Genomic DNA, 26,077 nt, shown 5'->3' on the forward strand with positions numbered 1-26,077 from the left:
GTTGATTTTTACACTGATTTAAAACATTCCTTTAGTGCGGCAGGCTATGTTTTAAAATGTTAATATTATCTTTGAAGTTATAGAAACTCTTAGGAAGTGCGACTTATAATTGGGGTAATTTTGCCCAGGACGGGCAAAGCCATTTTAGCGCCAGGAAGGCGCAATAAAATGGGTAGCCAATTATAATAAAGCAATCCTTAGAGTCTCAGATCGAACAAAGCCTTTATCAACATTCTTTTAAAACATAGCCAATCAAATACATAATTCGTTTTTCCAATAACTCATAAGCTTTTTATGTTGGACTTCGTTTATTTTTTCACATAACATATAGCTATAGACAATTATAGTAAGGAGTGTTGTAAAGCATGGGAAAATTATTATTGACAGGCGTTGACGGAAATTTAGGAAAGCAGGCCGCAGAATATTTGTTAAAATTAGTTGCTAAAGATCAAGTCATTTTCTGTGGCTATAACCAGGAATCCTTAAAGGAGTATTCAGATCAAGGCATAGAAACTCATGTAACCAATTTTAATAAAATTGAAGGTCTCGCAGAAGCTTTTGCCGGTGCAGATAAAGTTGCTTTGATTTCAATGCCTTTTGTTGGTGAAAAACGTCAAAATGCACACAAAAATGTTGTGGATGCTGCAAAAAAAGCTGGAGTAAAACAAATAATCTATACCTCACTGGTAAATGCAACTGATGAAACAAATCCAAGTGTTGAAAAAATAGATCATGCTTATACTGAAGATTACGTAAAAAGTGTTGGACTAGACTATATTTTCCTTCGCAATTCTCAATATGCTGAAGCTATGGTTACAAACTATTTCACATTTGTAAATATGGGCGGAGTATTAAAAAATAGCCAGGGTAACGGAAAAATGGCATATATTTCACGTAAAGATTGTGCCAAAGCTGTTGCATATGCTCTAGCTGCAAATAATTATCATGAAGCCATCTTAAATATTAACGGAGCTGAATTAATGACAATCTCTGACTTCATAGCCTATGGTAATGAAGCTACAGGCAACCACGTATCCTACAGCGAAATTACTGATGAAGAAAATTATGCTATATTCGATGCTATGGGCGTACCTAGAACCACAGACGGTGCCTTCAAAAAAGGTTCTGAAGCACCATTTTCTTCTGATGGCATGGTTACCTTTGCTCAGGCTATTCGTTTAGGAAAAATGGCTGAATTTACAGATGACTTTAAAAAGCTTACCGGAGATGATCCAATTACAGTAAAATATATGTTTGAGCATACTGATGATTTCCAAATTGGCGAACGTCACTCACTAGATGCTTAAAAAATAAACGGAGCGCTTTTCCTTTATAGGGAATAGCGCTCTATTTTTATCTTTATGAATTCACCCAAAATTTTATGACTGCTCTATAAAACTATATTTCTAAATGTTATAATTATGGAAAATGTGTAATTAAGGATGTGAAAAATTTGAAATCTAGCTTTAGTAAATCTAATAAAATTGAAGGCAGCAATTATACTCCTCAGCTATTTTTAGTTAGATTTTTCCTCCACTCACTCCAAGTAGTATTAAATTTATCTCCATTTGCCTTACAATAATCATAAAAGTATCTCAAAAAATTTAGTTTTTCCTCGCTATTAAAAGACTTGATATTAGAATCATCAAAATATCGGTGTTAATCTTAATATCACTTTAAAACTAACCATTAATTTAGTAGGCTAAGCTTATTTTATACTGAAAAATATTTTTTATGCCTATATGCCTTCCTAGTCACCAAGCATAATTTTTTATGGCAAGCTCTTCTCTTAAAATCTCCAAAAACAATTTTCTCGTAGAAGACAGATATTGATTTTTAGATTTCTGCAAGATTCCAATTGGAATATATGGATTAGCTATATTAAATGGAAGTTGTATAAAATTCTTAGGTAGCTCTACTGATGAAATTATCACCCCTATTCCCGAAAGCTTCTCTGCAAAGTGAGGAATGGCTGATATTTGACTGATAGAATAGCAAAATGGTTTATTTAAAAGCTTTGAGGTTGCCTCTTCTAATCTCAAACTATATAAACAATTTTTCCCGCCGGTAATAAGAGGATACTTTGATAAATCTTCTAAAGAAATACTTTCCTTTTCCGCAAAGGGATGTTCATTATGAGCAATAAAAGATATCTTCTCATTATAAACATATTCAAATTTCAAATCTGGCACAGCTTCCCTACTTGAGCAAATTGCAAAATCCATGGAATCCTTTAATAGCATATATGATAGAGCCTCTGTATTTCCAACAATAAAATTACATTCAATATTGGGTTTATATTCAGCAAATTTTTTAAGCACATTTGGCAGAATACTTACTGCAAGCGTCTCTATTATCCCTATATTTAAAACACCTATCTCTTCCTTTTGTAAAAATTTTGCCTGCTCTGATACAAAATTCCAATGATTTATAAGAGACTCTACTTCCTCTGCAAACACTCTGCCTGCTGGCGTCAGTTCTGCATCCCATCCCCTCTCAAAAAGCTTAATACCTAATTCCTTCTCTAATCGCTGAACTTGGTTTGTTATAGTGGATTGAGCATAATGCAGCTTAATTGCCGCATTAGAAAAAGTTTTTTCTTTTATTATAGTACGAAAAGTAATTAATTCTTTTAAATCCATATATGTCTCCTCATCTTCATCTTTAAAATTGATTAAGTTTATCATTTTATTCAATTATACAAATAAAGATTTGTATTGTAAAATCTATATATAAAGAAAATAGGAGGCGATTATAAAATGCCATTTGTAAGAGTAAATTATAATGAAGAAAAATATAATAAAAATGCTTTGACTTTAATAAGCAAAAATATACTAAATTCGCTGATTGAAGACTTTAATATACCCCCAAAGGATTATTTTCAAGTTTTTCATTCTCATAAAGAAGAAGAAATTTTCTACGACTCAGATTACTTGATCAACGGAACCAGAAGTGATGGTATCTTATACATTCAAATCACATGCGGTTCAGGACGAACTAAAGAGCAAAAAAAATCCTTATATAAAAATATTACAGATAAACTATTCATAAATTGTAAAATTCCAAAAGAGAATGTATTCATAATGCTTATAGAAACTGAACTTGAGGACTGGTCTTTTGGTGAAGGTTTAGCACAGATGATCAAATGAGGCATGTTTTAAATGTTGGCAAAAATTTTGTGACTCTTAGATTGGAAAGATAATATCAACATAAAAAAAACTAAAATATATATGGAAGAAGGCTTAAAAATGAAAAATAAAGAAATAATTTCTACTGCTAAAAGCAATTTTGGAAGCTTAGCACCCGCTTTTGTAAAGTATACTGATCAAGTTCTTTTTGGTGATTGTTGGCGGAGAGAAGACTTGTCCTTAAGGGATAGAAGTCTTATTACTGTAGCTGCTCTAATAGCAGGACAAAATTTAGGTCAATTAGACTATCACCTAAAGCTGGCTAAAGAAAATGGATTAAAGGAAGAGGAATTAATTGAAGCTATAACCCATCTTGCTTTTTATGTTGGATGGCCAAAGGCTGCATCAGCTCTTGAAATTTTAAAAGAAGCTTTTTAAATATAAACCTGATTATCTAAAAGCCCACAAAAATCCAAATAATAGATTTTTGTGGGCTTCAAGTTGAAAGTAAACTATAGGATTAAATAAATACTTATCTCGGTGTAAATGAAGTTTCAGTATTATAGGTATTTCCATTGTAAGTTATTGTTATATCTACATTCACAGTATAGCCTGAGGTAGCTCTGCTTATATCTACTTTTATTGGGGTGCCTACAACTCCACTGATAGGAGTATCTTTGCTTTTATAATGGCATTCTCCTGTAAAATTTCCTCCAGGTCCGCTAACAGTGATAGTTATTCTTTCATTTTTTGATGGAGTTGGATTATTTACACTTGCTGAGAAACTTACATTTTCTTTTGGTGCAGGCGCAGGCGTTGGGTTTGAAGCCTTCGGTGCAGCTTCACTTTTAGCAGTATTACTAGTTTGAGTCTGGGTGTTACTCTTTGATTCAGTTGAGGCAGCAGTTGAATTTGTATTATTAGCTGGAGCTTGTACCACTGTAGTTGCACTTTGAACTGTGCTGTTAGAATTAGTTTGCTGAGTAACAGGCTCTGATTTTTGAGTATTTGTTGAACTTTCCTTATTATCCTTTTGTTCCTTTGAGCTATTCCCGTTCTTATTTGCAGTTTGAGTTGTGCTTACTTGCTTATTAAGCTTTTCATTTGTGCTTATGCTTGAAGCATCTTGCGGTATATTACTTGCAGATATACAGGCAATTAAAAATACAATAATAAAGGGTACAATTTTTATTTTTCGTTTATTCTTATATGTTTTATAAACATCAAATCCGTAAAAAAATACGAAAGGCATGGATAGTGTAAATATAAATCCAAATATTCCTTTAGATAAATACGCTAAGCAAAATAAATAATAAACTGCAGCCACAACTTTTTTCCAAGTAATATTACTTCTAAATCCAGGTACATATTTTAACAATTCTTTCATATTTTATCCCCCCTTTTATTTTATTATAGGAGGATTGACAATTTTATCAACATGAATATTGTCGAATATCTATAAATTTTGAAGAGAGAAATCAGTATGTAGATTTAAAGATATATAATTTGAATAATAAAATGAATGTGGGAATTTATAATGATTTATAAATTGATTTTAACGAGTTATCTTGTAGATATTGCAATTTGCAGATAAATAAATAAATAAATAAACAGGGGTCTAATGTAGGTTAAAACTCTACATAAACCCCTGCAAAATAAGCATTAAAGACATTTATATTGCTATAGCAACTATTCCCACTCAACCATGAGTTTATGTCACCGTTTATTAACCGTTGATATTACACGTTTATATTATATATATTGTTTGTATTGTCTTGGTTGATAGGTGTATGTAAAATATAATAGTACGTTTTTAGTACGTATAAATAAAAGGCTCTCGGTATTAATCTAGAGCCTTTTATTTACCTCTTTTTGTTATTTTTTATTTCAATTTTCGTCTGTTCCAGAAAAATAATTATTTATTGCTTTATCTGTAATCACATATCTTTTACCACATTTCACAGCTTTTAACCTTCCACTATTTATGGCTCTGTATAAAGAGGTTTTACTTATTTCTAGCGGTTTAAAAAATTTTTCATATACTTGGTCTGAATTGTAGTATTCCATGAATTTTCTACGCCTCCTTATTTTATATGCTTTAAAGTTTTATTTATTCCATTTATATGTTTTGGTAGAATAGCGAAGGCAATTTTGGCTTTGCTATTTAAGTTCAGTATTCTCAATAGTTATAGGTTTATTCTTTTAAAAACTTACGTATTTTTAGAATCTATATTTTGGGCAACTGACGTAATATAGTGACGAATGGATTTTAACATTAAACTAAGTTTCCATTAGGATATATTAATATCGTATTTTTTTCTAAGCAGAATAGATCTTTTTTTATGATTAGACATATAAACAGAAGCCATGGTGTAATGCCATGGCTATTTTTTGTTATTTGATTACTATATGTGTTAAATATGCTCTAATTATGATTAAATTAATTCATATATGTATAAATTCGGTACTAGAAGTAATGATATAAATGTGTTCATAAAAAATCCGACTATAGCAATGGCCATGGTATTCACACCATGGCTAAATTTTTACTGTCACATAGCCTTTGAGAATTAAAAATAGCTCTAAGTTGTTATCTTTAAGCTAAATTGAGGAAAGTGATATTAAATAATACTAATAAAAAAATTAATTGCTAAAATTATAATTTTTAAAACAAAACACATACAGCCTAAACCGCCACAAGACCCTGTTATAAGCCTACGTATATTTGTTGATTGCGCTATGTTTAAATACTGGATTACCCAATCTAAAAGCATTATAATGGCTAATCCTATGCACATAGGGAAAGATATATAACTAAATAAAAATATCGATAAAATATATCCGATTAAGACTCCTGTACATCTAGCACATATAGGAAATTGGTATCCTTTAAGAAAGAAACTTCTTTCAGGGATTTGATGGCATCCCCAACGCCTATCTGCAATTTCCATTAATTTAATCCAAGTTTCTGTTTTCATTATAATTTAAACTTATTACCGCAATTTTGGCATACCCAATATTGAACATTTTTAGTTTTGCCAGCGCCACATAGGCCTAGCAATCCACATAGGCATAATTTCAAACCGCTTACTCCTTTAGAATGAACCTCATTAATTATTGTACAATTTTCAGAACCACATTTTGGACATCTCATTTTAACATACCACCTTTGTATTATATTCAACAATTACATTTCTACATTTATATTTAAATTCCTCCTTTGTTTTACAAAAAATAAAAATTACGTCTGATACTACAGTTCTATATTTAAATTATATATTTATCGCTCAAAGTAATATCGCTTAAATATTCTCCGTTTTCTCACTTTTAAATTAGGGATACATTTATCTATTTTATAGTAAAAAAAACGCCAGCATTCTAAGTATAATATCAGAGAATAATCTCCTATGTAGAATTTTTTCTTTCTTAAGTATTTAAAAATTTCTTTTAATTCAGCCTGTCTAGCATTATTATTTATAAAATAATTTTTAATCAAATAATTTATATCTTTAGCTTTACCTTCCAATATCATGTTTCTATCTTCTTCTATAAGACACTTAATTTCCTTAACTTCGCTTTGTTTGACTAAAAGCACACAGCTATTATTCTGTTTAATAAAATAATGTTCTTTATCCGCTCCTATTAAATATCCTGAATATTTTTTGTTTTCCTTTGTTACAATATCATATTTTTTAAACATCTTAATCATTCCATATGCATAAACGTACCCAATAGAAAATATCATACATAAAAATAAAATTACAACATAACTCAACTCGTATGCAATATATAATATATCATTATCATCTAAGGCTTTATTTTTTTTATCATTATTCTTGTCAATAGCATTTGTTTCATCAATTTCTGATTTTAGTTTGTTATTAAAGGTATTAGCATTTATTATAAATTCATCTTGGATATTAGGAGGGATACTCTCGCCTACAATACCAGTAGCACTAATGCTGATAGTATCACTGCATTCTAAAGTATTAAAAAATATCGATGCAATTAAAGCCCCAAATACTAAAGAAAGTATGCATAAAATTACTATAATTATATTTCCAATTTTTTCTGACGGATAATAATTATTTTTAGTATACATCAATTGCTTTCTTCTTCTATTTATTATACTTTTAAAAATACAGCAAACAGCAAATGGTATTAAATATGGCATTACGTATACTACAAATTCATATATATTGTATCCTTTAACACCCAATCTTAAAGGAAAAATAATGTCTCCATATAAATATAATGTATAATATCCAAGTATTATTCCTAAAACTATACTAATGATAATTGATATCGTCATTGGTTTTTCATCGGTTTGTATTAATGTTATTTTAGAGAAATTTATAAATTCCCTAATTCCAATATTGAATAGATAATTGCATGCAATAAAAACAATACCTATTATGCTTAACACAAAAGATATAGTGCTAAGTTCTATTTTCATATATACAGTCACCTCTTTTATATAATAATTTCTATGTTATGGATATTCTGCATAATAATCAAAAATCCTTTTTTATTTTACTATTTATGACAAAAAAACAAAGTGCCTAGCAGGAATAACCCACTAGGCTTTAAATTATTTATGAGCGTTTATATATCCTACAGTAGTTTTTATTATGTTATATATATCATCATCCGTAACTGTTAATCCAACTTTTTTAAGCTCAGTTTCTATAAATTCTAAGGCTTTAGAGTGCTTTGTAACTCCATCCCAAGCAAGCTCCTTTCCCAACTGCTCTGTGCGGTATACTGCATCTACAACTATTTGCTTTGCCTTAGCTTCATTATCTTTTCCAATAAGCTCTATAGCTTTGTTTTCCTGCTTGTCTAGAAAGCCTTTAGCCTTGTTATAAAAGCTGTTAGTCTCTTTCTTAGCCTTTGCTACTTGTGCGCCTATAAATCCTATAACAGATATTCCAATGGCACCTAAAGCAGTACCTATAATAGTGTTAATATTAAGTGTATTCATTTTATTACCTCCAAAATTTTATTATTTAATAGAAAAGGACTATAGTGTTTTCTATAGTCCTAGAAGAGCTCTCCATGTGTTCTGACCGATTATCCCATCTGCAACAAATCCATGAGCTGCCTGGAAGTTCTGTATAGCTAATTTTGTCTGATTGCCAAAGATGCCATCTGCAGCTATTCCTAACTTATTTTGAATCCATTTAACTATGTTTCCGGAAGAGCCAAGTTTGATTAATGGACATTTCCCTAGTGTTATTGGTCCAGGTATGTTGTCCTCTGAAACATTAAGCTCATGCTGCAGGTACTTGTAAGAATTTATGTCTATAACAGATAATGCCACTACAGCACTGTCCAAGGCTGCTAATGTATTAGGTCCTACAATACCATCTACGGTAAGTCCATGCTTATGCTGGAAGTCTTGTACAGCATTAAAAGTATTAGGACCAAACACTCCATCTACAGTAAGGTTATAACCTACTTTATTTAATTTAGTTTGTAGATCATTTACTGCAGCTCCAGAGCTCCAAAGTTTTAATAGGTTATTTACTGCAGCTACGACCGGAGTGGGACTTGGAGTCATTACTGCAGGAGCTGAAGCGCATAGATTTTTTATATCTTCTAAAGGGTAATTAGTCCCTGGACAATCTGTAGAATAAAGCTCCTTATGCCCTTGAATTTTATTAATTTTATATTTATCCTCCAGGTACTTGCACAGCTCTACAATAGCGTTCTTTTGTGCTATAGGCATTGTGTCCTGCATATAGTTACCTTCTGCACATATTCCTAAAGAAGTAGCATTTACACCAGGACAATGTGCTCCTATAGCCTGTTCAGGTCTACCACGATATACACTACCATCCTTTCTAACTAGGAAGTGATAACCGCATCCTGCCCAACCATTATCCAGATGCCACTGGTGGATATCCTGAATAGTGCAAGTAGTAGCTTCTGCATGATGCAGAACTAATAGTTTAGGATTATTGCCATAAGATAATGCCTTGAATTGTAAGTTTGATTCGATAATGTTCATAATACATTCCTCCAATTATTTTTTTATAAAAACCCCTATAACAAAAACAGAGACTGTGACAAATATGCCAAGTCCCCATTTTATAGTTGATATAAGGCTTTCCATCTGACTACATAAATTTTTAATGTGGGTTTTATATTCTCTGCTGTCCTGCTCCAGCCTGTCAATTCTCTCCGAGTGATTATTTATTCTTTTTTCTTGAAGATTGAATTTCTCATCAATTCTTTTGTGCTTTTCCTCACATAGTTTAGCATCGTAGCTCTCGCTCATGTTATCACCTTCCTTGATAAAAATTTATATAATAAAAGCACCTACATTAAGTAAGTGCTTAAGCTATTGCTATCCAACTAACATTAAAATAAAAACTTGTCGCGGATGAATTATTAAGCATTAAATCTGTAAATATATCAAATGTCGCATTTGCATAACTATAACTATCTACAAAGGCTCTAAATGTAGTTATAGCTGTGTACTGATTTACCACACTTGTGCCTCCAACATCACCAAAATCTATGCCTGAAATTGAGGTTATTACTTTAAAATTTTTCCCTTTGAAAGCTGCAGGCAATTGGACAGTTACAGTAGTACCCCCACTGTCATGTTGAACCATTTTTTCTGTTCCAGTTTCTATTAAAAAATGATAGGTATGAGAGCCATCATTATCAACTCTAACCAATTCATCTCCACTCATTGTAGTATAACTGCTAGAGCCTAACCACTTAAACGTACCACTTATGTCCATTTCATCATTGTTTAAGTTTAATTTTATTTTTCCGGAAGGACTAGTAATAGTTCCAGTAGTTATATTAGCTCCATTAATAGTTGTTTGTCCTGGAGTGCTTAAGCTTGTAAATGTAGCATATCCACTAAGATTTATTTTACTTGCACTTATCTGTATGCTCTCCGCTGTTTGGTTTATAGCACTTATAACTCCATTCTTATCTACCTTAGTAGCTATACTATTTGCTGTCTGAGTAATAGAAGAATTGGCGCTATCTATCTGTGTTTGTACATCTTCAGGAGCTGGTGTATAATCAGTAGCTTTTGAACCACTTTCTAGTTTAGGCTTTGCAAACCAAACTTTACCGTTTCTAGTTACATAAAAAAATACATTAACATAAACGGCGTTAGCTGGAGCTGTTGCGGTCATAATGAATTTTTGCCAGGTATTATTTGCTACTGGAGTTACCGATATAAACGGAAGACTGATTCTAGATCCATTAGTGTCATAAAAATCTATTTCATACCTTGCATCATAATCAATACCTGATATATTATCAGATTTAACATATATGGAAGCTGTAAATATATCTCCTTGTTTGCATGATATAGCGTTTGATGCATATGCTGCTCCTCTCCAACTATTAGCAGTTAATCCGACCTGATTGCTTAAAAGAGAATTGCACCCGTCTAAGGTATTAGCAGTATCTAAAATAACGGTAGAATTCACCACCCAATTAGAAGCATTTTTTTTAAATCCGCTGTTAATTAATAGATTCCTTCCTCCTATTTGCAAATTAGAAATGCTTGCATCTATAGCGCTCTGGCTCACAGATGATTGAATTTTATCTTTATTAATACTTATAAAAGACTCTGCTGAGGTAAGTCTTTGGTTAAGTCCGGTCTGAGTGAGTGTCTGTGATGTTAAATCAAACCCTATAGCTGTTGCTGTTTGAGTAATACTTGTAGCAACTGTGTTTATTTGAGTTTGAACATCTTCTGGTGCCTGCTCCCACGGTATTATATTTTTATTTTCTACCACCATAAAGTGGCTAATTAGTATATCCGAATCTTGAGGTAGTGTAAAATCTATAAAATTATATACCGAAGAATAATTATCTATTGTTATATTCTCTATCTTGTAGTATGTCCAGGTATTAGTTACAGATATTTGAGTGCTTGGCTTATCGCATAGGTCAATACTAATGCTATATGGCGGTGTATATATAACCTGAAAGTAATCTATAAGAATTTTATAACCTGTTGCACTTGGATTTTTAGTATTTGTAACTTCTATCTTTATAGTATGCTCTCCAAAAGTTAGTCCTGTTTTAGTATAAATGACCTTATTCCATTGTTGTGTAGATGAGTAGTTATCAACGGTTGTGTCTAAAATACCATCAACATATACATTAGCTATACCTCGATCTGGATAAGTACAAGTTACTAAAGCTATACCCGTTCCCTTAAATTTGAATGTAGCACTATCTCCTACATTTGAACTGTAGAAGCAAGAGCCTCCATATAAATTACTACTTGTATCTGCTATCCAGTTCCCTGAGTACACTGCTGCTTTCTCGTCATAAGCTACTGAATAGCTGGCATTATTACTTTTAGCATAAAATCCAATAGAATAGTTACCATTTTCTTTTATAAGATTTTTATATCTAATAGTATAAGTGTCCTGGTCTATAGTTCCTCCAATTATCTCAAAGTAATCTACCAAGATATAATAATCGGTAGCATTTACATTTTTAGTATTTGACACCTCTATTTTTATTGTATGCAATCCTGAATCTAGGCTAGTAGTCTCAAATACTTTAGCTTTGTAGATTAGAGCTGAAGAGTACATATCTGCATTATATACAGTTCCGTCAATAGTTATTTTAGCAATGCCTCTATTTTGAGATGTTGCGCAAAATAGCCTTATGCCAGTTCCTCTAAATTTAAAAGTTAGATAACTACCTTGAGTCCTAGTATATTTTTCTGTACCTCCATAAAATAAAGAACTGCTCTCGCTGGACCATGTTCCTGAGTATGTTATACCACCATTAGTTTCATCAACTGCGTTAATATTTTGCACACCTGCAGGATGCGTATACAATCTAAAAGCCTTGCAATTAGTATCATATCCGTCAGTATAATCTTTTGAAGCTGCAATATTGCCTATAGGAGTCCAGTTAGAAAATAATGAATTAATATAAAGGTTTCTCACGCTTAAATCAATATTATTTATAGCTGTTGTTATATCTTGCTGCCATACCTTTTGGCTAATTTGTCCCTGGATTGTTGAAATTGAAGTCCCCTGAGAGCTTACGGTATTAGCTGTATTTGTAACTGTTGTCTGTAGATTAGTGAAAGCAACCTGCAGCGTTTGCCCTTGGTCATCTAGCTGTACTTTAGTAGCCTTTAATACACTACTAGAGCCATTCATAGCAGTAAATACACTAGCTATATTTAACTTGGTACCTTGAATATTAGCAGTATCACTTACCATATCATCCCTGATTATCTTATCCTTAATACCATTTGCTTTTAGCCCTGTTGCATCAAACATAAGATTGCCAGAGCTGTCCCACACATAGATAGTGTAATCATTACTAGCATCCTTACCTATCTGCACTCTGACTCTGCTTGCATCTTTTATCTGGAGTGTATTATCAGACATAAGCATATTACCACTGTCCGAAACTAGCCTGAACTTAGTTGTGCTTATATCTCCAGCAAGTATTTTACTAACGCTTAAATTAGCTATCTGCGCATCTGCTATAGCACCATTTGCAATAAGTCCACTGCCAGCAGTTATAAAATTAGCTTGCATATTTTGCGCTGTTAAATTCCCAGCTAGTAAATTATTAATACTAGCAGCATTGGACTCTAAATTAGTTATTCTTCCTGTAGCAGCTGTTAAGTCTTTGATTAATGCATAATTAGCTTGCAAGGTATCTATGGTAGCATAAGTGGAACTCAAATTATCAATCCTGGCATTGGTAGCATTTAAATTAACAATGGTGGCATAGGTAGAACTTAGATTATCTATACGCCCATTAGTGGCCGTTAAATCCTCTATGGTAGCTTTATCCGCCAGTAGTGTCTTAATATTAGCCTGCTCTATTACCATTCTATCTACACTATTTTTAATGCTTCCTGAGCTAGAGAAGTTCTGTCCGGTATCTGTTTTACCGGAAGCACTAGCACTACCGCTAAGACCGCCTTTATAGCTTATTTTATTATCCATAAGAAGCGTACTATAAACATTATTATTAGTATCTGTTATGGTTATTTTATCTCCTGCCTGGAGCGCTGGATTGCCTAGCCAGTTCATACTATAAGGCATATAACTCAAATTCTTAAGCGTATTATAAATGCTATTTAGCTGTGCCTGTGTCATTACAGGGTTTTCAAACTGAATTTCATTTCCATTGGTGCCAGCTGTTAACGTACTATCTCCCGCCTTGCAAGTTAACTTTCCTATAGTGAAATTTTTCTCTGCCAGTGTTAGCGGAGGAAAATAACCAGTCTTATCTATACTAAAATTGCTCTCAGTATAAGTTGTTATTTCTAGTTTTCCATCCCTATTAAACCTAGCAAAACCACCTAAAAAAGAAGCTATAAAACTAATAGCTTCTCTATAGGTGTATCCTTCTATTTTTGCTATGCTTGTACTTGGAAGAGCTGTAGAAAGCATAACGCCTGCCTTATTGCATATCTCTTGTGCTACGCTGTTAATACCTGCCGGATAGCTCAAGTCAGAGAAATAAGCCTGTTCTAGCCTAATCATGTTGTCGTAGCACGTAAGCTTAGTATTGGCTTTATCCTTGCTTATTTCATCAATCATAAAGGTGCCTAGTGGTACATTTTCATAAGCGCCATTCACTAATAAGCTTAATGCAGCTGTTACTGGTGCGCCATCTAAGATTAATGTACCTGGCACATTCATTAAAGTTAATTCTAATTTAGAACTGCCAACTCCACCGATCATAAATGATTCATCAGGATTTACGTTTTCCTCAAGCTCTAAGTCAACTATATCCGCTTCTGTGAAGGTAGTATCTCTTATTTTTACAGTAGCTTTAAAAGTTCTCCCTGTCTGCTTTATCGTGTTAATAAAATTTTGTGTAACATTGTACATAAGTCATTCCTCCTTTTGAGGAGTCTTTTATTCAAGCATAAAATCAAGATTAATGATTTCAGCTGCAGACATATTAAAGCCTTCAAGAACATTTATACTAAACTTGTGAATATCAACTTCATTTTCTATTGCAAGTAGCTCTCTAATATCTTTATTCCAAGCCTCTAGACAATCATTCTTAATTGTTACCTGTCCATTATCATCAGCTTTAATTTTTCCGTCTTTCTCTAATACAGCATATTGTTTAAGCAGCTTTTCACGCTCAGTATTATAAGGTTTAAGCTCACTTTCAATTTTAGAGATATTCTTAGCTATAGCATAAGAAGCTTTAACTGGAAGCTGCTTCTGCGCTATTGCTAAAAGTGCAGGGTGTACTGTTAACATTTTTTCATTACTTAATTTCATAATCTATCATCCTCTCTCTTATCCGAATATTACATATCCAAGCTCTTTAGCTCTTGATTTTACAGCAGTTTCAAAAGCGGAATATTGACTTTGTACATCTGCTGCATTAGCTGTAAGCAAGTCCTTATTCTGCACACTCATATTAATGTTAAATGCCTGGGAATCAGTATTCAAAGTAGCACTCAAATATCCTACTTGCACCGGATTACCATTAGCATCCTTTACTGTTATATTTCCGTTTAATGTTGTTACTTCACTTATATTCATTTACATTACCTCCAAATTTAATTTATTTTTCTATTATGGAAAAGCTTAAGCCTTTCCAAAGATACTGGCCGGTCTTAGGGTCTTTCCAATATACTGCTGCTGATCTGTCACTTACATAACAAGTTTTTGTTATTATCTGCCCTTCTTCAGGATCTGGAAACTTGCATTGAAAAAACACATCTTTAACGGCAGTCAGAACTGTTGATATATCTTCATTTGTTAGAGCCGGCCATTCACACTCTAGCTTTCTTTTTACTGCTACTCTATCCCTTGTAAGATCCCCTGCAGCATTCCTCTGGCTATTATCTCCGTCTATATCATTTACCCCAACTTTTAGCGAGCTAGGATCAGGAATATCTATACCATTTATCTGCAATATAGCCATGCTATTATCACCTTCTATACTTCTATTAATGTTTTACCTGCTTGCCTTTGCGCTTTATTTATGCCATTAATTATATCTTTAAAAACTGTACTGCTACCCAAATTTATGGTGAGCTCTATTGGTCTATCTGAACTGCCTGAAGCTTGGCTATTAGCAATACCCATTCTCTCAAATAATTTATCTGCTAATAAATCCAATCCAGAGGTATTATTCTGTAATGGAACGACTGCTTCTGTTCCTGCTTCGCCTAAAACCGCCATAGTGGCTCTATTCACAATACCGCCTTTAGCTAGATAAGGAATTTTAGGAATACTTATGCCAAAGCTTTCTCCGCCTACTCCAGGAACCCAGTCAGGTATGTCAACACTTATAGAATCCAATCCACTGATTGCAGCATTTATTAACCCTATAATAGCATTAAGCGGTGCCTTAATAATTGCTGCCAAGCCGTCAGCTATTCCAGCGAACACCTCAACCACACCTCTCCATGCACGACCCCAATCTCCAGTAAACACACCAGCTATAAAATCGATTATTCCGCTGAACACTTGAATTATTGGATTAACTATGCTTCTTATTGTTGCAAGGAATCCGTTTAATATATCCCCCAACCATCCAAAGCGTTTACTCCAGTCTGTTGAAAATACTGTATTAATCCAATCTAGAAATCCTTGGAATGTTTCTTTAATTGCATTCCATACTTCGCCGGCTTTAGCTTTTACTGCATCCCAGTGTTGATAAAGTAGAACACCTGCAGCAATTAACAAACCTATAGCAATGACTATCAATCCTATAGGACTAGTTAGTACAGCTATTAGCTGTGTAACTGCTATAAATCCCTTAACAGCGGTTGTAACTATGAGAAAAGATGCAACCATAGATGCTACAACAGTAACTATGATGTCTAGGATTGGTTTCCCACTCCCCATTAACCAATTCAGAAAATCAGTTATTCCTTGAATTATAGGTGTTAATATATTTGATACTGCAGGAGCATTGGATATAAGCCAGTTTATGAGCGGTAAGAAGTAGTTATTGTATATAAATAAAAATAGCTTTCCTATGGTAAGCCCTAGTTCAGCAACAGATTGAACAAACTTTTGTACTGCAGGTGTTTGGAGCATATTTAAAAAATTACTAAAAGTAGCTTTTGTACCTTCTACAGCTTTATTAAACTCTGCTGTTACAGAAGGTCCTACCGCATTCCATGCAGCTCTGAAAGGAGCAAATATATTGCCTAGAATTTTTTTAAATGAATTTACCCATCCAGTAGTCACCTTTTCTATTGGTGACATATTCGCCATTGGTGTTATTGGATCTACTACTCCGCTGCCTGCAGGTGTAGTTGATTTATTTTCACTCAGCTTGTTTAGCTGGTCAAATCCTGCTAGGCCCTTCTTACTTGCAGAAGCCTCTAAGGCATCACCTGCAGCATTAGCAGCTTTCTTTACACCTCCTAAGGAATCTGCTGTCTTTTTAGCTTGTTTTTCTTGTTGGCTATATGCTCCTATAGAACTTTGTAATGCTTTAGCAGCTCCAAAACTTGCATCATAGGTCTTACCAAACAAAGCGCTTACAAAACTAGCAATGTACGCTGTAACAGTACTTAACCCACTCATTAAAGCATTAATTGCTGGAAGAATAGCTGTATATATCGGTGCAAAAGCGGTATATAAATTACTCTTTATCTGGTTAAAACTAGCTGCAAATTGGCTATTAGTCATTAAGGCACTGCCCATAAAAGTTGTAATAGCCTCAAGTGCCTTCATGGCCATTGGCAAGATAACCATCCATGTTAAAAATTGTCGCCCTATATTTGACAAGCTATAACCCATATTTCTAAATTTACCTTCAGATGCTTGAGAAGCAGAGCCAAAGTTTTGTAATTTACTAAGAGCAGCTTTCATTGAGGCTGTTATTGTGTCAAGTTTGGATCTAGCTCTTTGCAGGGCATTTCCTTTTTCATTCACAGCCTTTGTATTTTTATTAGTGGCTTCGGCGCCTTTTCCCATGACTTCGGCTTCTTCCTTAAATTCTGAAGCTTTACTAGCGGCCTTTGATAATGCATTGCCTTTCTCACTAACGGCTCTTGAATTTTTATCTATAGCATTTGTGGCTTCATTCACAGCTGCAGCTTCGGAATTTGCGGCTCCAGTTGTCTTTTTAAGAAGATCCTCCAATTCAAACAACTTTTCAGCAGCCTTATTAGAAGTCTCAGCAAATTTATTTATCCTAGCCTCAGTCTTTAATATTTCTTCCTGAAGCTTTTGAGCCTTAGGATTATCACCGCCACCCATAGCAGCACTCGAGGCCATTGCATATTGTTGTTGAAGCTTCTTTAATCTTTGACTTTGAAAATCTGCTTGTTCGCTGGCATTTTTCATTTTATTATTTAGGACTTCAATAGCAGCATTCATTTTCTCTACAGATCCAGAAAAATTATTGTTAGTGCTTTTGCCAGCATCACTAAAGCTTTTTAAACTGGATGTACTTGCTTTTATTCCCTGCTGCAGACCATCAAGTTTTGCAGTTATAAGTACCTGCAGCTCTTCAAGTATCACTTATTCTCACCTCTTTTCTTATTAAAATGATTTGCATAACTAAGAAGCCTATCTTTCGCTATTCTCCAGTCCTGCTGTTTAGGTTTATTTAGCTCTTCAATATCATCAAATATTTTGGGAAAAGCGGTAGTAAGAGATGGATATTTAACATCTTCATCAAATAACCCTCCAATTGCAACCTTTATTAAATCCCCAAGTTTATAAGCCATTGTTGCCATTAATTTTACTTTGTCATCTATTCTCTTTTGATTAGCTTTTATAACATCTATAGTCTCACCATAAGTCATGTCCCAAAAATCAAGAGGACTAACTCCATTCTCTAAGGCCTTAGGATATACCTCTTTAGTTATATCTGTTAGGCTTCTATATTCTGCATTACTTCCTTCTTCTTGGCTTCCGTTGCTTTCCTCATCCCCTCTATATCTTCCTGTGAGAAAAAACCTGAATCTTTTAAAATGTCCGTTATAAAATCAATTCTTTTCTCAGTTGAGTTTATTATTCCTTCGTCTACCATTTCATCTATTATGTCATTAGCCTTATCAAGCGTAACGTCATGATTAAGTGGGATTAATGCACCCCATACTATAGTTGCCATTACTGTTCCTTCAGTAGCTCTTTCAAGAGCAGAAAGAAGTGGCCCTATTTTCTTTTCTATTTCTATTTGTGATTTGTTGGTTATTCTAAATTTGTACTCCTTATCTCCAACAGTTACTAATTTAAAGTTCATTCTGTATTCCTCCTAAATTTAAATATTAATTAAAAAAGAGATAGATGTTACTCTATCTCTAAGATCCTGCGGTTGGATCTGTTACTTCTATATCTGTGTTTAAAGTTAATTTAGCTGAAAAAGTAAGAGCTTCATTTGTTTTAGCACTTGCAACTTTTACTGACACTGAAGCGCTAAATGCAAATGTCGTATCATCCGGAAATGTCACCATAAAAGGATATATATTTTTAGTAGCAGCTAGTCCTTTCATTACTCTATATCCGGAATTAGCTGAAGAATTATCATACAGAAACTTAAATTCTAAGTCTCCATAATCTGTAACTCCTTGAATATACCTTTTGGCACCATCTGCAAGTGTAGTAACTTCTACCTTTTCAGGATCTCCGCCCATATCAGGTATTTCTTGCAAATCCGGAATATCAGTATAGCTTGTAGCTCCAGAAGTAGCTTTATATCCTAATGTTATTCCCTTACTTAATAGTCCTGTTCCCGACATTAATCATTCCTCCTAACTTTGATATACTAATAAATTTTTATTGTCTACAATTCCATGAAACCTCATAGAATTATGATTTAATCCACTTACCTCTGCAATATCCCCTGATAATTGTCTCTCAAATCCTACAGTTGTCATTTTTTCATCTATTAAGCTTATTGCTTCAGAAGTTGATAAATTATGCCATACATCGATATATAAAATCCATTCAGTCATAATTTCTTCACCATCTGATACTTTATAAGCTTTGTTCTCAGTTTTATATGCTACTGCAGGTAACTGGGAAAAATCCTTAGGATAAATAAAAGATACCGTTATTCCTGGTATCTCACTTAATAAACTTGCTATTAGTGGCTTAATATTTACCATTATTTCTTCGCCACCTTTTCTATTTGTTTTTTAACTGTATCTTGTATAATTTGTGATACATTTTCTTTATTATTTTTTATAGCTGGGTACATATAAGGCTGAGCTGCTTGGCCACTTATCCATCTTATACCTACATCTGGAATGTTTCCTCTCCATTTATCAATCTTATAGGTTATTCCCAGCTTTTCTGCTGCTTCAGGTTTACTTGCCTCACCTACTGGTCCTGTTCCAAATTCAACATAGGCAGCGTATTCAACATCTGTATATACCTTACTTGTGACCTTATTTTCGCTTACAGTGGTTTCCTCAAAAATATGGTTACGCAAATATCCTTCATCTACTGGAGCCAAAAGTTTAGCTTCGGCTTGAACCTTTTTACCAGCATTTTCTACGCCTATTTGAAGAGATTTCATGGTATCCATTCCAAGGCTCTGAAGCTTTTTTAATAGGCTGTCCATACCTTGTATATTCCCCATTATATCGCCTCCAAGTCGATTACTTTAACAGCCCATAGTTTAATAGCTACAATTCTATAATCTGGCATACTATCAGGAGATACATAAACACATATACCATCATTTTCTTTTAGCTCTACATTTCCGTCATATCTCATGGTAAGCATATACTTTAATTTCTCTCCATATATTTCTGCTTCTATTTTTCCACCTGCAGGTTGAATTGTAGCTCTTATTTTCTGAGAAGTAGTTTCATAATCTGTATACTTAACTTTTTCAGCATCCTCTTTTATCACAGCTCTCTTAAGATACAAGTCCTTCTTATCTCTTTCTCTAAGCCGCATAAAATCACCTCTGTAATTTCCTAAAGCTCTTTATTCTCTTTAATATGCTGTCAGGTATGCCTTCAAAAGTTCTATTTATACCGCCTTCATTATGAGCACTTTCTCCTTCTATGCCCAGCTTATTAAAGAATATTATAGCTATTTCAACTTGTGCTGAAAGAAGACCGTCTGGAATAGCATCTTGATGAATTGCACCTAAAATATATTCCTTGGCATCATCCAAATATATTTGCAGCAGATTATCCTGAGAAGTATCTTCTAAGCTATAACCTAATTTTATTTTTACTTTTGATAACTGATCCATAGTAGAAACTATATCTTATGCTTAAATGCAACTATTCTTATTTGCTTAGCATCATATACTCTTTCCCAGTTTGCTGCTGCAGTTAGTTCAGTTCTTGAAGGGCCCTCCGTTTTTGCCACATCTGCATTGGTGAACTTTACTCCTCTTGGATGAATGATGTACTGCTTTCTATTGATAAGATAATCAACTCCTGAACCTTTCTTCTTATCTCTATCAGTTTCAGTAGGTACAAATCCAACAGGATTACCATTACCAAGAGCAAAGGCTCCTTGCCCAAACAAATAAGTTGTATATATTCCGTTAGTTGTATCTACTGGGCATCCATCATCAACGATAACTCTCTTATCCTGGTATACATCAAAGTCAGCACTATCAGAAGGTCTTATTGTTTCTATTAAGTTTTGCTTTTTCAATGCAGATTTAGTTGCACTGTGCATCATAATACCTGTCAATATTTGCTGTGCATCCCCTAGAAGCTGTTGAGCATCTACAAATGCACTTGTGGACCATTTAGCAGCATTTCCAGTCAGGCTAGATATATCTGATAAATTAGTTGACATAGAAGCCGCTGCAAATATTCCACTTAATATTGATACAAGCTCCTTCTGCATATCTCTATTCCAAAATCCAGCGACTAAACCTCCTATTGCTGCCATAGGATCACTTCCTGCCAGAGCTGCAGATAAATCTGTAGCGCTCCACATTTTTGCCCTTCTTAATATTGCTGCTACATCCTTATTTGAAGTTATCTTATCTGCTTCCAAGTCTTCATCTTCAATTATCTGCTCTGACTCTCCAGATAAGTCCTCAAAGAAAGGCATATTTATTAATGGAGCAGCTTGAGAAGCTAATGAGTCAAACTCTGAGTTATTAACAATTATTCCACTCTGAACCAAAGCGGAAAGCTCCATTGTTCTGTTAATTACATAAGGGTTAAATAGTTCTGGTACTATTATGTCTGATAATTTTGTTCCTGCCATTTTTTATACATCTCCTCACATTGTTGTTATTCCAGCTTGGTGCATTAAGCTCTTTGCCAACTCTGGATTTTCTTTAAATATTTTTCCTTGCTGTGTTAAGTTAAAGCTTTCTTTTTTCCATGGATTAAGTGTGGATTGGCTTCCACCAGTATTATTAGGCTCTCTTCCTGATAAAGGCTGTTCAAATAAATCCTTATACCCATCTTTGATAGTACTTAGCTGCTCATCTAATCCCTCTATGGATCCATCATCTTTTACTTTCAGCTTTTCTCTATCAAATTTAGACATAAGCAAATCATCATATTTAGCCTTACTGTCCTTCAATCTCAGTCTTATAGCATTGTCTAAAGTAATATTCTTTAGCTTATCCTCATACTCTGCCTTAGCTTTCTTATTAGTCTCCTGGAGCTCTAATATTTGCTTTGATAAGTCTTCATTACCTTTGGCTTTCTCTCCTAAATCCTTTAGCTGCTTATCCCTATCAGCTATCTGTGTTTTTAAGTCCTTAAGCTGATTATTAACTTCGTCAAAACGTTCCTTAGGAATATAATTAGTGTCCTGAGTATCAGCCATTATAGCAGTCATTAGCTCAGCACCCGCACCATGTTTTTCTAAAAGCTTTTTTAACCATTCCATTCTTATAAATCCCTCCATTTTCATTTTTTTACGTGGGTATGACCACGAATAGAGTTGTAATCTTTATTCTTTAACGCCTACAAGTAATTACCGTAAAAAGGCGAAAATAAAAAGCCTTATTTCTAAGGCTTAAAATATTTGTCTAATCCTTTCTAACATGGTAAAATTTTGTTGAAAGGAGGTGCATTTATGAATATGATTCCTGTTTCATCAAGTAACCTTGTGTCAGTCGGTTACGATCAATCTTCTAGAACTTTAAGAATTCAATTTTATTCTGGATTATATGACTACTATAATGTTCCCGAAAACATATATAACGGTCTTTTATCAGCATCCTCTAAAGGTCAATATCACCATACATTCATTAAGAATTCTTACAGCTATAAAAAGATAGGTTAATCTATAACGACTAAAGCTATAGCAGGACCACATAATGATATATTAGTATCAGTATGTGGTTCCACTATTCTAGCTTCTACTCCTTCTCTTTTCTTTAGTTCCTCAACCAATTCTTTAGTGCCTATTTCTGATAATTTCAATTTTTTCACCCCGCTTTCTTATTTATATTTCAATTTGATTTTTCACTGACCTTTTCTGGACTCTGTTTATCCCCTCTATAATTGCCTTTATTTCTTCATCTGAATATTCTTTTTTATTTTTACCAATGATATTGCTGATTGCTTGAACTATTCCTCTATCAAAACCTAACGGAATCACCATTTCTTCTGATTCTTGCACATACTCTATTTCTGGAAATAATATTCCTAAATCTACACCTACAGAATGTATGCCTTTCTCAAATTTATCTTGGATGTTGAAGCTAACTAGAGAGTTTATTTTAGCGCCATTCACATATATGGCTTCTCCTCCATTTTTTAATCTGACTATTTTTACTTTGTCTTTTTCTATTTTAATCCCTTCTTTCTTAGTTTTAGACATAATAAAAGCACCTACTATTTTTTATTTAGTAAGTGCTAATTAATTATTATGATATTCACAGTCATTACAAATCTTGCGCCATTCAGTAACCTTTTTTATGTCACCAGGAAGAATAGTTTCTTTTATGCAGCCTTCACTGACATCCACAATTACCACGCATTGACCTTCATCAATTTCTTTGTTTAGAATAGGGCACTTAATCATTTACTTAGTCGCCTCCAAAATCTTTTTAAATTTTTCGTCATACTCTTCACTTTTATAAGCAGTACTTATAATTTTATCTTTTAAGTTTACAACGCTGCAGCCTTTCTCAGATACATATACAATTACTTGACCTTTCCATCTACTATAGGCAACAACAGCATTATTTATATAATCCTGTGCCATATCTTTGGTTACATTATGATTTCTTTCTGAATTAATATGCATATCAGCAAATTTATAATTTTTTAAATCAATTCTGTCAATATCTTTTATAACCTCACCCTTAATGTTGAGGTCAGCAGAATCTTTCACAATTTTATTAAATTTGTTAGTCCTCAAATAGCTGCTTTTTAATGCTTTCCACTCTTTACTATTATTATACTTCAATTCCTGGAAAGCTTCTAGTGTTTCAGGAGCTTCTTTCTTTAAAAGCCTTTGATATTCTTTAAATTGACTTTTATCTGAACTTTTATTTAATACCTTCTTTTTCATTATGTCAGCTTGGTCTTGACCATACTTATCTATAACATAGGTTTTATACCATTCATTATAGCTCATATTAGCAGGTACTAAATAAGCTTTGCCAGTCTTAGGATCTTTAGCTCTCCTCTTAAGGTTTTCCAATTCTTTTTCATCCAGGAATACAATGGTTGTACTTCTACACCATGGATGCAGTGGTGGAAGGTTCTTTCCTGCTACTCCATCCTTTACATTATATATCTTTCCATCATGTTCTCTACATATTTCAGAAGTTCTACTATCAAGTGTGGCCACAAATATATATTTTTCTATTTGAGCTGCCTTATAGCTTTCCATCTCTGCTGCATTAGCCATATAAGTGGTTTCTGTTCTAATAAGCCTATTAGCTGCCATTTTGCCCATTTCGCTTAAATCTTCAATTTCAGAAGCCATCCTCTTAGTGGATTTACCACTCATCACACCTGCAGTAATTACTTCCGTTAGCTTATCAGCAAGAACTTGAGTGTTTTTCCATACTCTACTGGAGAACAGTTCACCACTCCATGGATTTTGTAATATGGCTTGTATGGCTTTTGATGGAAGCTGAGCTATATTAAATCCTATACCTAATCCCTTTTGAAGATCATAAGAATGTTGATAATAAGCATTATTTATTGTATCAATATACCCTGAAGTACTTTGTTTTATTTCTGTTTCAGCTAATTCCTTACTTTCTATGAATATACTTTCCTTAAGAGCTTGGAGTCTAGTGATACGAGCCTTATATGCCATAGCATTAATCCTGCTCAATAGATACTTTTTTAAGTCTATATCCTGAATAGCACTAACAGTAAACTTCAATGCCTCTATTTCTTTTTTGTCTATATAGCTATTTAATATCTGCTTTGCCTCAGTAGGCGATAGATTACCATCAATAGAGAACTTATCATATATCTTTTTTATCTCAGTATTTATATAAGAAATAGCTTTATCGTATGCTCTATTAATTGTATTGACCACGGTATCATTATCTTTATGATACGTAGCCATCCTCGCATCTGCCCTTCCTTGCCAATACTTATTATTTTTAGCCATCTACATTCTCTGGAGCATTATTTGAATTTGTATTTGTATCAGTATTCATTGGCATCTGAAAGGCTGCTTGATTCTGTTGAATTTTCTTTTTCTGCTCCTGATCTAGCTGCTTTAATTCCTTGTCAACATCCTTTACCCATGGATGATTTGCAACTATAGTCCTGCTGGATATAATACCTTCTGAGGTACTGCAATTATTTATAGTATCATTTTCATTTATCACTATGTCCCTGCTAAATACGATATCTAAATCAGAATTAGAGTAATTTCCTTGGCTAGTATCGGAAAGATATATGTTCACAAAATACAATAACTGATTCCATGCTCTTTTAAATTCCAGTTCAAGTTTATTACATTTTAAATCAAGTCCTGAATATAAGAATTTTAAAGCAACTCCAGAAGGAGATGATCCTATCTTATCTAAATCCTTAGTCACTGACTGTCCAAACTCATTTATATCTCTTTTAGTCTGCTCTATATGAAGCTTAGCGGCATCAATGTTTATATCAGGAGTTAATGTATCCACTCCTCCATCATCATCAATCTTTATTGCCCTATAGTAATTCAAATCCCTTAAGAACTCTGCTAGATCTTGACCTCCATAATTCTTTAATACTGTTATATAGTTCTTACATTCTTCTAATATGTTAGATATATCTGAACGTCTAAGATCATAATCGTCTATCAAAGTTTTTACATACTTTAGGTCTGGAATTTCTGAAGGATTATTTTTAAATGCTATGAATGGTACCTTCCCCCAGCTTTTACCTTCTTCACCTTGTTTATAATGCGGAACTGGACCACCTTCTGGCTCTGCTGCAATATCATAAATAAGCTCATTTCCATCTAGAACATAGTATGACACTGAATCAGAGGTATAGTATTCTACCTTTGTTACCTCAGTTCTTATTCTGCCTTGGTATACTATTTGAATATAGTATCTTATCATGGCTTGAAGGTCTTTATGACTGTTATCTGTCCATATAGGTACGCATTGCTCTGTAGGTATCTGCATATAAGCAAATTTCCCATCACTATTAATATATACATACCACCAGGAAAGACCTTTATTAGATGCCTCGGTACCTGTATTGGATAAATCGTACTGCAAGTCTTTTCCCAGTGCGGCTTTAACCTTATCAATGTAATTAGTGTCTTCTCCATCCAGTGAAAAAGGCTTTGATAATAGGTATGCTACTTTTTCGTCAACTAGATTTTTCATAAATGCATGAACTAATTTATTGTTTGCCTTGCTTTCATCCACCTCCACGGTATTATCATCTGTGGGTACTAAAATCTGCCTTTGCAATATGTCATTTTCAGCTTCATAGTATTTTTGTCCATCCAGCATCAATTGTCTTTTAGGACTTACATTAAATTCTTCAATATCCAATAGAATTATTTCTTCATCACTGAGCTGATTTATACTACTATTAAAATTAAACAAGTTCTCACCTC

Annotated in this window: 32 protein-coding genes; 4 read left to right on the plus strand and 28 right to left on the minus strand. The window is 33.5% G+C overall.

The genetic code is table 11. The features are described 5' to 3' along the window. Nucleotides 1-380 precede the first annotated feature (380 nt). Nucleotides 381-1,307: an NAD(P)H-binding protein gene (locus IAI10_RS01950; RefSeq protein WP_315671607.1), complete on the plus strand. Its 927-nt coding sequence runs from the start codon at nucleotides 381-383 to the stop codon at nucleotides 1,305-1,307. A gap of 447 nt (nucleotides 1,308-1,754) precedes the next feature. Here the strand turns inward: IAI10_RS01950 and IAI10_RS01955 are convergent, their stop codons facing one another. Next, nucleotides 1,755-2,642 (minus strand): LysR family transcriptional regulator, encoded by an 888-nt coding sequence (locus IAI10_RS01955; RefSeq protein ID WP_315671608.1) that lies wholly within the window; start codon nucleotides 2,640-2,642, stop codon nucleotides 1,755-1,757. Between the two features lie 117 nt (nucleotides 2,643-2,759). Here IAI10_RS01955 and IAI10_RS01960 point away from each other — a divergent pair, with 117 nt between their 5' ends. Both IAI10_RS01960 and IAI10_RS01965 read left to right on the plus strand, forming a co-directional pair. Beyond that, nucleotides 2,760-3,149, plus strand: coding sequence for a tautomerase family protein (locus IAI10_RS01960; protein WP_315671609.1), 390 nt, complete (start codon nucleotides 2,760-2,762; stop codon nucleotides 3,147-3,149). Nucleotides 3,150-3,248: 99 nt separating this feature from the next. Next, the gene (locus IAI10_RS01965) at nucleotides 3,249-3,566 is read left to right on the plus strand and encodes a carboxymuconolactone decarboxylase family protein (protein ID WP_315671610.1); all 318 of its coding nucleotides are present in this window, start codon (nucleotides 3,249-3,251) and stop codon (nucleotides 3,564-3,566) included. A gap of 94 nt (nucleotides 3,567-3,660) precedes the next feature. On the opposite strand, the gene IAI10_RS01970 is transcribed toward IAI10_RS01965, so the two are convergent. The 22 genes from IAI10_RS01970 to IAI10_RS02075 all read right to left on the minus strand — a co-directional run bounded on the left by IAI10_RS01970 (nucleotide 3,661) and on the right by IAI10_RS02075 (nucleotide 21,922). Beyond that, on the minus strand, nucleotides 3,661-4,515 hold the full coding sequence (locus tag IAI10_RS01970; RefSeq protein ID WP_315671611.1) for a hypothetical protein: 855 nt from the start codon (nucleotides 4,513-4,515) through the stop codon (nucleotides 3,661-3,663). Nucleotides 4,516-5,015: 500 nt separating this feature from the next. Then, nucleotides 5,016-5,195 (minus strand): helix-turn-helix domain-containing protein, encoded by a 180-nt coding sequence (locus IAI10_RS01975; RefSeq protein ID WP_315671612.1) that lies wholly within the window; start codon nucleotides 5,193-5,195, stop codon nucleotides 5,016-5,018. A 554-nt stretch (nucleotides 5,196-5,749) separates the two neighbouring features. Next, entirely contained in the window at nucleotides 5,750-6,106 is a 357-nt protein-coding gene (locus tag IAI10_RS01980; RefSeq protein ID WP_315671613.1) for a DUF2085 domain-containing protein, read from the minus strand. Then, nucleotides 6,106-6,282, minus strand: a complete 177-nt coding sequence (locus tag IAI10_RS01985; RefSeq protein WP_315671614.1) for a hypothetical protein — start codon at nucleotides 6,280-6,282, stop codon at nucleotides 6,106-6,108. Before IAI10_RS01985 ends, IAI10_RS01980 begins: the two co-directional genes overlap by 1 nt. 126 nt (nucleotides 6,283-6,408) lie before the next feature. Continuing rightward, nucleotides 6,409-7,584, minus strand: a complete 1,176-nt coding sequence (locus tag IAI10_RS01990; protein ID WP_315671615.1) for a hypothetical protein — start codon at nucleotides 7,582-7,584, stop codon at nucleotides 6,409-6,411. 135 nt (nucleotides 7,585-7,719) lie between these two features. Beyond that, nucleotides 7,720-8,112 (minus strand): hypothetical protein, encoded by a 393-nt coding sequence (locus IAI10_RS01995; RefSeq protein WP_315671616.1) that lies wholly within the window; start codon nucleotides 8,110-8,112, stop codon nucleotides 7,720-7,722. Between the two features lie 51 nt (nucleotides 8,113-8,163). Continuing rightward, the gene (locus IAI10_RS02000; RefSeq protein ID WP_315671617.1) at nucleotides 8,164-9,141 is read right to left on the minus strand and encodes an N-acetylmuramoyl-L-alanine amidase; all 978 of its coding nucleotides are present in this window, start codon (nucleotides 9,139-9,141) and stop codon (nucleotides 8,164-8,166) included. A gap of 15 nt (nucleotides 9,142-9,156) precedes the next feature. After that, the gene (locus IAI10_RS02005; RefSeq protein WP_315671618.1) at nucleotides 9,157-9,411 is read right to left on the minus strand and encodes a hemolysin XhlA family protein; all 255 of its coding nucleotides are present in this window, start codon (nucleotides 9,409-9,411) and stop codon (nucleotides 9,157-9,159) included. Nucleotides 9,412-9,469: 58 nt separating this feature from the next. Continuing rightward, nucleotides 9,470-13,993: a hypothetical protein gene (locus IAI10_RS02010; protein WP_315671619.1), complete on the minus strand. Its 4,524-nt coding sequence runs from the start codon at nucleotides 13,991-13,993 to the stop codon at nucleotides 9,470-9,472. A 27-nt stretch (nucleotides 13,994-14,020) separates the two neighbouring features. Then, the gene (locus IAI10_RS02015) at nucleotides 14,021-14,398 is read right to left on the minus strand and encodes a hypothetical protein (RefSeq protein WP_315671620.1); all 378 of its coding nucleotides are present in this window, start codon (nucleotides 14,396-14,398) and stop codon (nucleotides 14,021-14,023) included. Between the two features lie 18 nt (nucleotides 14,399-14,416). Continuing rightward, complete coding sequence (locus IAI10_RS02020) at nucleotides 14,417-14,665, minus strand: hypothetical protein (RefSeq protein ID WP_315671621.1); 249 nt, start codon at nucleotides 14,663-14,665, stop codon at nucleotides 14,417-14,419. A 22-nt stretch (nucleotides 14,666-14,687) separates the two neighbouring features. Then, nucleotides 14,688-15,050, minus strand: a complete 363-nt coding sequence (locus tag IAI10_RS02025) for a DUF6711 family protein (protein WP_315671622.1) — start codon at nucleotides 15,048-15,050, stop codon at nucleotides 14,688-14,690. A gap of 14 nt (nucleotides 15,051-15,064) precedes the next feature. Beyond that, nucleotides 15,065-17,611, minus strand: a complete 2,547-nt coding sequence (locus tag IAI10_RS02030; protein WP_315671623.1) for a hypothetical protein — start codon at nucleotides 17,609-17,611, stop codon at nucleotides 15,065-15,067. Then, nucleotides 17,608-17,898 carry a hypothetical protein gene (locus IAI10_RS02035; protein ID WP_315671624.1) on the minus strand — a complete coding sequence of 97 codons (291 nt, stop codon included), beginning with the start codon at nucleotides 17,896-17,898 and terminating at the stop codon, nucleotides 17,608-17,610. The genes IAI10_RS02030 and IAI10_RS02035 overlap by 4 nt, the downstream gene beginning before the upstream one ends. 68 nt (nucleotides 17,899-17,966) lie before the next feature. Next, on the minus strand, nucleotides 17,967-18,338 hold the full coding sequence (locus tag IAI10_RS02040; RefSeq protein ID WP_315671625.1) for a hypothetical protein: 372 nt from the start codon (nucleotides 18,336-18,338) through the stop codon (nucleotides 17,967-17,969). A gap of 58 nt (nucleotides 18,339-18,396) precedes the next feature. After that, on the minus strand, nucleotides 18,397-18,834 hold the full coding sequence (locus tag IAI10_RS02045; RefSeq protein WP_315671626.1) for a phage tail tube protein: 438 nt from the start codon (nucleotides 18,832-18,834) through the stop codon (nucleotides 18,397-18,399). A gap of 12 nt (nucleotides 18,835-18,846) precedes the next feature. Further along, nucleotides 18,847-19,203, minus strand: a complete 357-nt coding sequence (locus IAI10_RS02050) for a hypothetical protein (protein WP_315671627.1) — start codon at nucleotides 19,201-19,203, stop codon at nucleotides 18,847-18,849. Beyond that, nucleotides 19,203-19,679 carry an HK97-gp10 family putative phage morphogenesis protein gene (locus tag IAI10_RS02055; RefSeq protein WP_315671628.1) on the minus strand — a complete coding sequence of 159 codons (477 nt, stop codon included), beginning with the start codon at nucleotides 19,677-19,679 and terminating at the stop codon, nucleotides 19,203-19,205. Before IAI10_RS02055 ends, IAI10_RS02050 begins: the two co-directional genes overlap by 1 nt. Further along, nucleotides 19,679-20,002 (minus strand): hypothetical protein, encoded by a 324-nt coding sequence (locus tag IAI10_RS02060; RefSeq protein ID WP_315671629.1) that lies wholly within the window; start codon nucleotides 20,000-20,002, stop codon nucleotides 19,679-19,681. Before IAI10_RS02060 ends, IAI10_RS02055 begins: the two co-directional genes overlap by 1 nt. A 4-nt stretch (nucleotides 20,003-20,006) precedes the next feature. After that, nucleotides 20,007-20,306: a phage head-tail connector protein gene (locus IAI10_RS02065; RefSeq protein WP_315671630.1), complete on the minus strand. Its 300-nt coding sequence runs from the start codon at nucleotides 20,304-20,306 to the stop codon at nucleotides 20,007-20,009. Between the two features lie 8 nt (nucleotides 20,307-20,314). Continuing rightward, nucleotides 20,315-21,286, minus strand: a complete 972-nt coding sequence (locus IAI10_RS02070) for a major capsid protein (protein WP_315671631.1) — start codon at nucleotides 21,284-21,286, stop codon at nucleotides 20,315-20,317. A 15-nt stretch (nucleotides 21,287-21,301) separates the two neighbouring features. Next, nucleotides 21,302-21,922 carry a phage scaffolding protein gene (locus IAI10_RS02075; RefSeq protein ID WP_315671632.1) on the minus strand — a complete coding sequence of 207 codons (621 nt, stop codon included), beginning with the start codon at nucleotides 21,920-21,922 and terminating at the stop codon, nucleotides 21,302-21,304. A gap of 189 nt (nucleotides 21,923-22,111) precedes the next feature. On the opposite strand from IAI10_RS02075, the gene IAI10_RS02080 reads away from it, so the two are divergent. Then, entirely contained in the window at nucleotides 22,112-22,321 is a 210-nt protein-coding gene (locus IAI10_RS02080) for a KTSC domain-containing protein (RefSeq protein ID WP_315671633.1), read from the plus strand. On the opposite strand, the gene IAI10_RS02085 is transcribed toward IAI10_RS02080, so the two are convergent. The 5 genes from IAI10_RS02085 to IAI10_RS02105 are packed head-to-tail and all read right to left on the minus strand — an operon-like array spanning nucleotide 22,318 to nucleotide 26,066. After that, the gene (locus tag IAI10_RS02085; RefSeq protein WP_396334331.1) at nucleotides 22,318-22,461 is read right to left on the minus strand and encodes a BC1881 family protein; all 144 of its coding nucleotides are present in this window, start codon (nucleotides 22,459-22,461) and stop codon (nucleotides 22,318-22,320) included. The two genes, IAI10_RS02080 and IAI10_RS02085, sit on opposite strands and share 4 nt — an antisense overlap. Before the next feature lie 22 nt (nucleotides 22,462-22,483). Further along, complete coding sequence (locus IAI10_RS02090; protein WP_315671635.1) at nucleotides 22,484-22,861, minus strand: hypothetical protein; 378 nt, start codon at nucleotides 22,859-22,861, stop codon at nucleotides 22,484-22,486. A gap of 39 nt (nucleotides 22,862-22,900) precedes the next feature. Beyond that, nucleotides 22,901-23,065, minus strand: a complete 165-nt coding sequence (locus IAI10_RS02095; protein ID WP_315671636.1) for a hypothetical protein — start codon at nucleotides 23,063-23,065, stop codon at nucleotides 22,901-22,903. Next, complete coding sequence (locus IAI10_RS02100; protein ID WP_315671637.1) at nucleotides 23,066-24,619, minus strand: minor capsid protein; 1,554 nt, start codon at nucleotides 24,617-24,619, stop codon at nucleotides 23,066-23,068. After that, on the minus strand, nucleotides 24,612-26,066 hold the full coding sequence (locus IAI10_RS02105) for a phage portal protein (RefSeq protein WP_315671638.1): 1,455 nt from the start codon (nucleotides 26,064-26,066) through the stop codon (nucleotides 24,612-24,614). Before IAI10_RS02105 ends, IAI10_RS02100 begins: the two co-directional genes overlap by 8 nt. Between the last annotated feature and the right edge of the window lie 11 nt (nucleotides 26,067-26,077).

Source organism: Clostridium sp. 19966 (assembly GCF_032335695.1).
Taxonomy (GTDB): domain Bacteria; phylum Bacillota; class Clostridia; order Clostridiales; family Clostridiaceae; genus JACTOJ01.

Coding starts and splice junctions, on each gene's coding strand:
- IAI10_RS02000 (WP_315671617.1), bottom strand. CDS start 9,141: ATGAACATTATCGAATCAAACTTACAATTCAAGGCATTATCTTATGGC.
- IAI10_RS02005 (WP_315671618.1), bottom strand. CDS start 9,411: ATGAGCGAGAGCTACGATGCTAAACTATGTGAGGAAAAGCACAAAAGA.
- IAI10_RS01955 (WP_315671608.1), bottom strand. CDS start 2,642: ATGGATTTAAAAGAATTAATTACTTTTCGTACTATAATAAAAGAAAAA.
- IAI10_RS02025 (WP_315671622.1), bottom strand. CDS start 15,050: ATGGCTATATTGCAGATAAATGGTATAGATATTCCTGATCCTAGCTCG.
- IAI10_RS02035 (WP_315671624.1), bottom strand. CDS start 17,898: ATGACTTATGGTGAGACTATAGATGTTATAAAAGCTAATCAAAAGAGA.
- IAI10_RS02065 (WP_315671630.1), bottom strand. CDS start 20,306: ATGGATCAGTTATCAAAAGTAAAAATAAAATTAGGTTATAGCTTAGAA.
- IAI10_RS02050 (WP_315671627.1), bottom strand. CDS start 19,203: ATGGTAAATATTAAGCCACTAATAGCAAGTTTATTAAGTGAGATACCA.
- IAI10_RS02090 (WP_315671635.1), bottom strand. CDS start 22,861: ATGTCTAAAACTAAGAAAGAAGGGATTAAAATAGAAAAAGACAAAGTA.
- IAI10_RS01960 (WP_315671609.1), top strand. CDS start 2,760: ATGCCATTTGTAAGAGTAAATTATAATGAAGAAAAATATAATAAAAAT.
- IAI10_RS01985 (WP_315671614.1), bottom strand. CDS start 6,282: ATGAGATGTCCAAAATGTGGTTCTGAAAATTGTACAATAATTAATGAG.
- IAI10_RS01975 (WP_315671612.1), bottom strand. CDS start 5,195: ATGGAATACTACAATTCAGACCAAGTATATGAAAAATTTTTTAAACCG.
- IAI10_RS02100 (WP_315671637.1), bottom strand. CDS start 24,619: ATGGCTAAAAATAATAAGTATTGGCAAGGAAGGGCAGATGCGAGGATG.
- IAI10_RS02095 (WP_315671636.1), bottom strand. CDS start 23,065: ATGATTAAGTGCCCTATTCTAAACAAAGAAATTGATGAAGGTCAATGC.
- IAI10_RS01970 (WP_315671611.1), bottom strand. CDS start 4,515: ATGAAAGAATTGTTAAAATATGTACCTGGATTTAGAAGTAATATTACT.
- IAI10_RS02075 (WP_315671632.1), bottom strand. CDS start 21,922: ATGGAATGGTTAAAAAAGCTTTTAGAAAAACATGGTGCGGGTGCTGAG.
- IAI10_RS02045 (WP_315671626.1), bottom strand. CDS start 18,834: ATGTCGGGAACAGGACTATTAAGTAAGGGAATAACATTAGGATATAAA.
- IAI10_RS01995 (WP_315671616.1), bottom strand. CDS start 8,112: ATGAATACACTTAATATTAACACTATTATAGGTACTGCTTTAGGTGCC.
- IAI10_RS02015 (WP_315671620.1), bottom strand. CDS start 14,398: ATGAAATTAAGTAATGAAAAAATGTTAACAGTACACCCTGCACTTTTA.
- IAI10_RS02020 (WP_315671621.1), bottom strand. CDS start 14,665: ATGAATATAAGTGAAGTAACAACATTAAACGGAAATATAACAGTAAAG.
- IAI10_RS02060 (WP_315671629.1), bottom strand. CDS start 20,002: ATGCGGCTTAGAGAAAGAGATAAGAAGGACTTGTATCTTAAGAGAGCT.
- IAI10_RS02070 (WP_315671631.1), bottom strand. CDS start 21,286: ATGGCAGGAACAAAATTATCAGACATAATAGTACCAGAACTATTTAAC.
- IAI10_RS02055 (WP_315671628.1), bottom strand. CDS start 19,679: ATGGGGAATATACAAGGTATGGACAGCCTATTAAAAAAGCTTCAGAGC.
- IAI10_RS01965 (WP_315671610.1), top strand. CDS start 3,249: ATGAAAAATAAAGAAATAATTTCTACTGCTAAAAGCAATTTTGGAAGC.
- IAI10_RS02080 (WP_315671633.1), top strand. CDS start 22,112: ATGAATATGATTCCTGTTTCATCAAGTAACCTTGTGTCAGTCGGTTAC.
- IAI10_RS01990 (WP_315671615.1), bottom strand. CDS start 7,584: ATGAAAATAGAACTTAGCACTATATCTTTTGTGTTAAGCATAATAGGT.
- IAI10_RS02010 (WP_315671619.1), bottom strand. CDS start 13,993: ATGTACAATGTTACACAAAATTTTATTAACACGATAAAGCAGACAGGG.
- IAI10_RS02040 (WP_315671625.1), bottom strand. CDS start 18,338: ATGAACTTTAAATTAGTAACTGTTGGAGATAAGGAGTACAAATTTAGA.
- IAI10_RS01980 (WP_315671613.1), bottom strand. CDS start 6,106: ATGAAAACAGAAACTTGGATTAAATTAATGGAAATTGCAGATAGGCGT.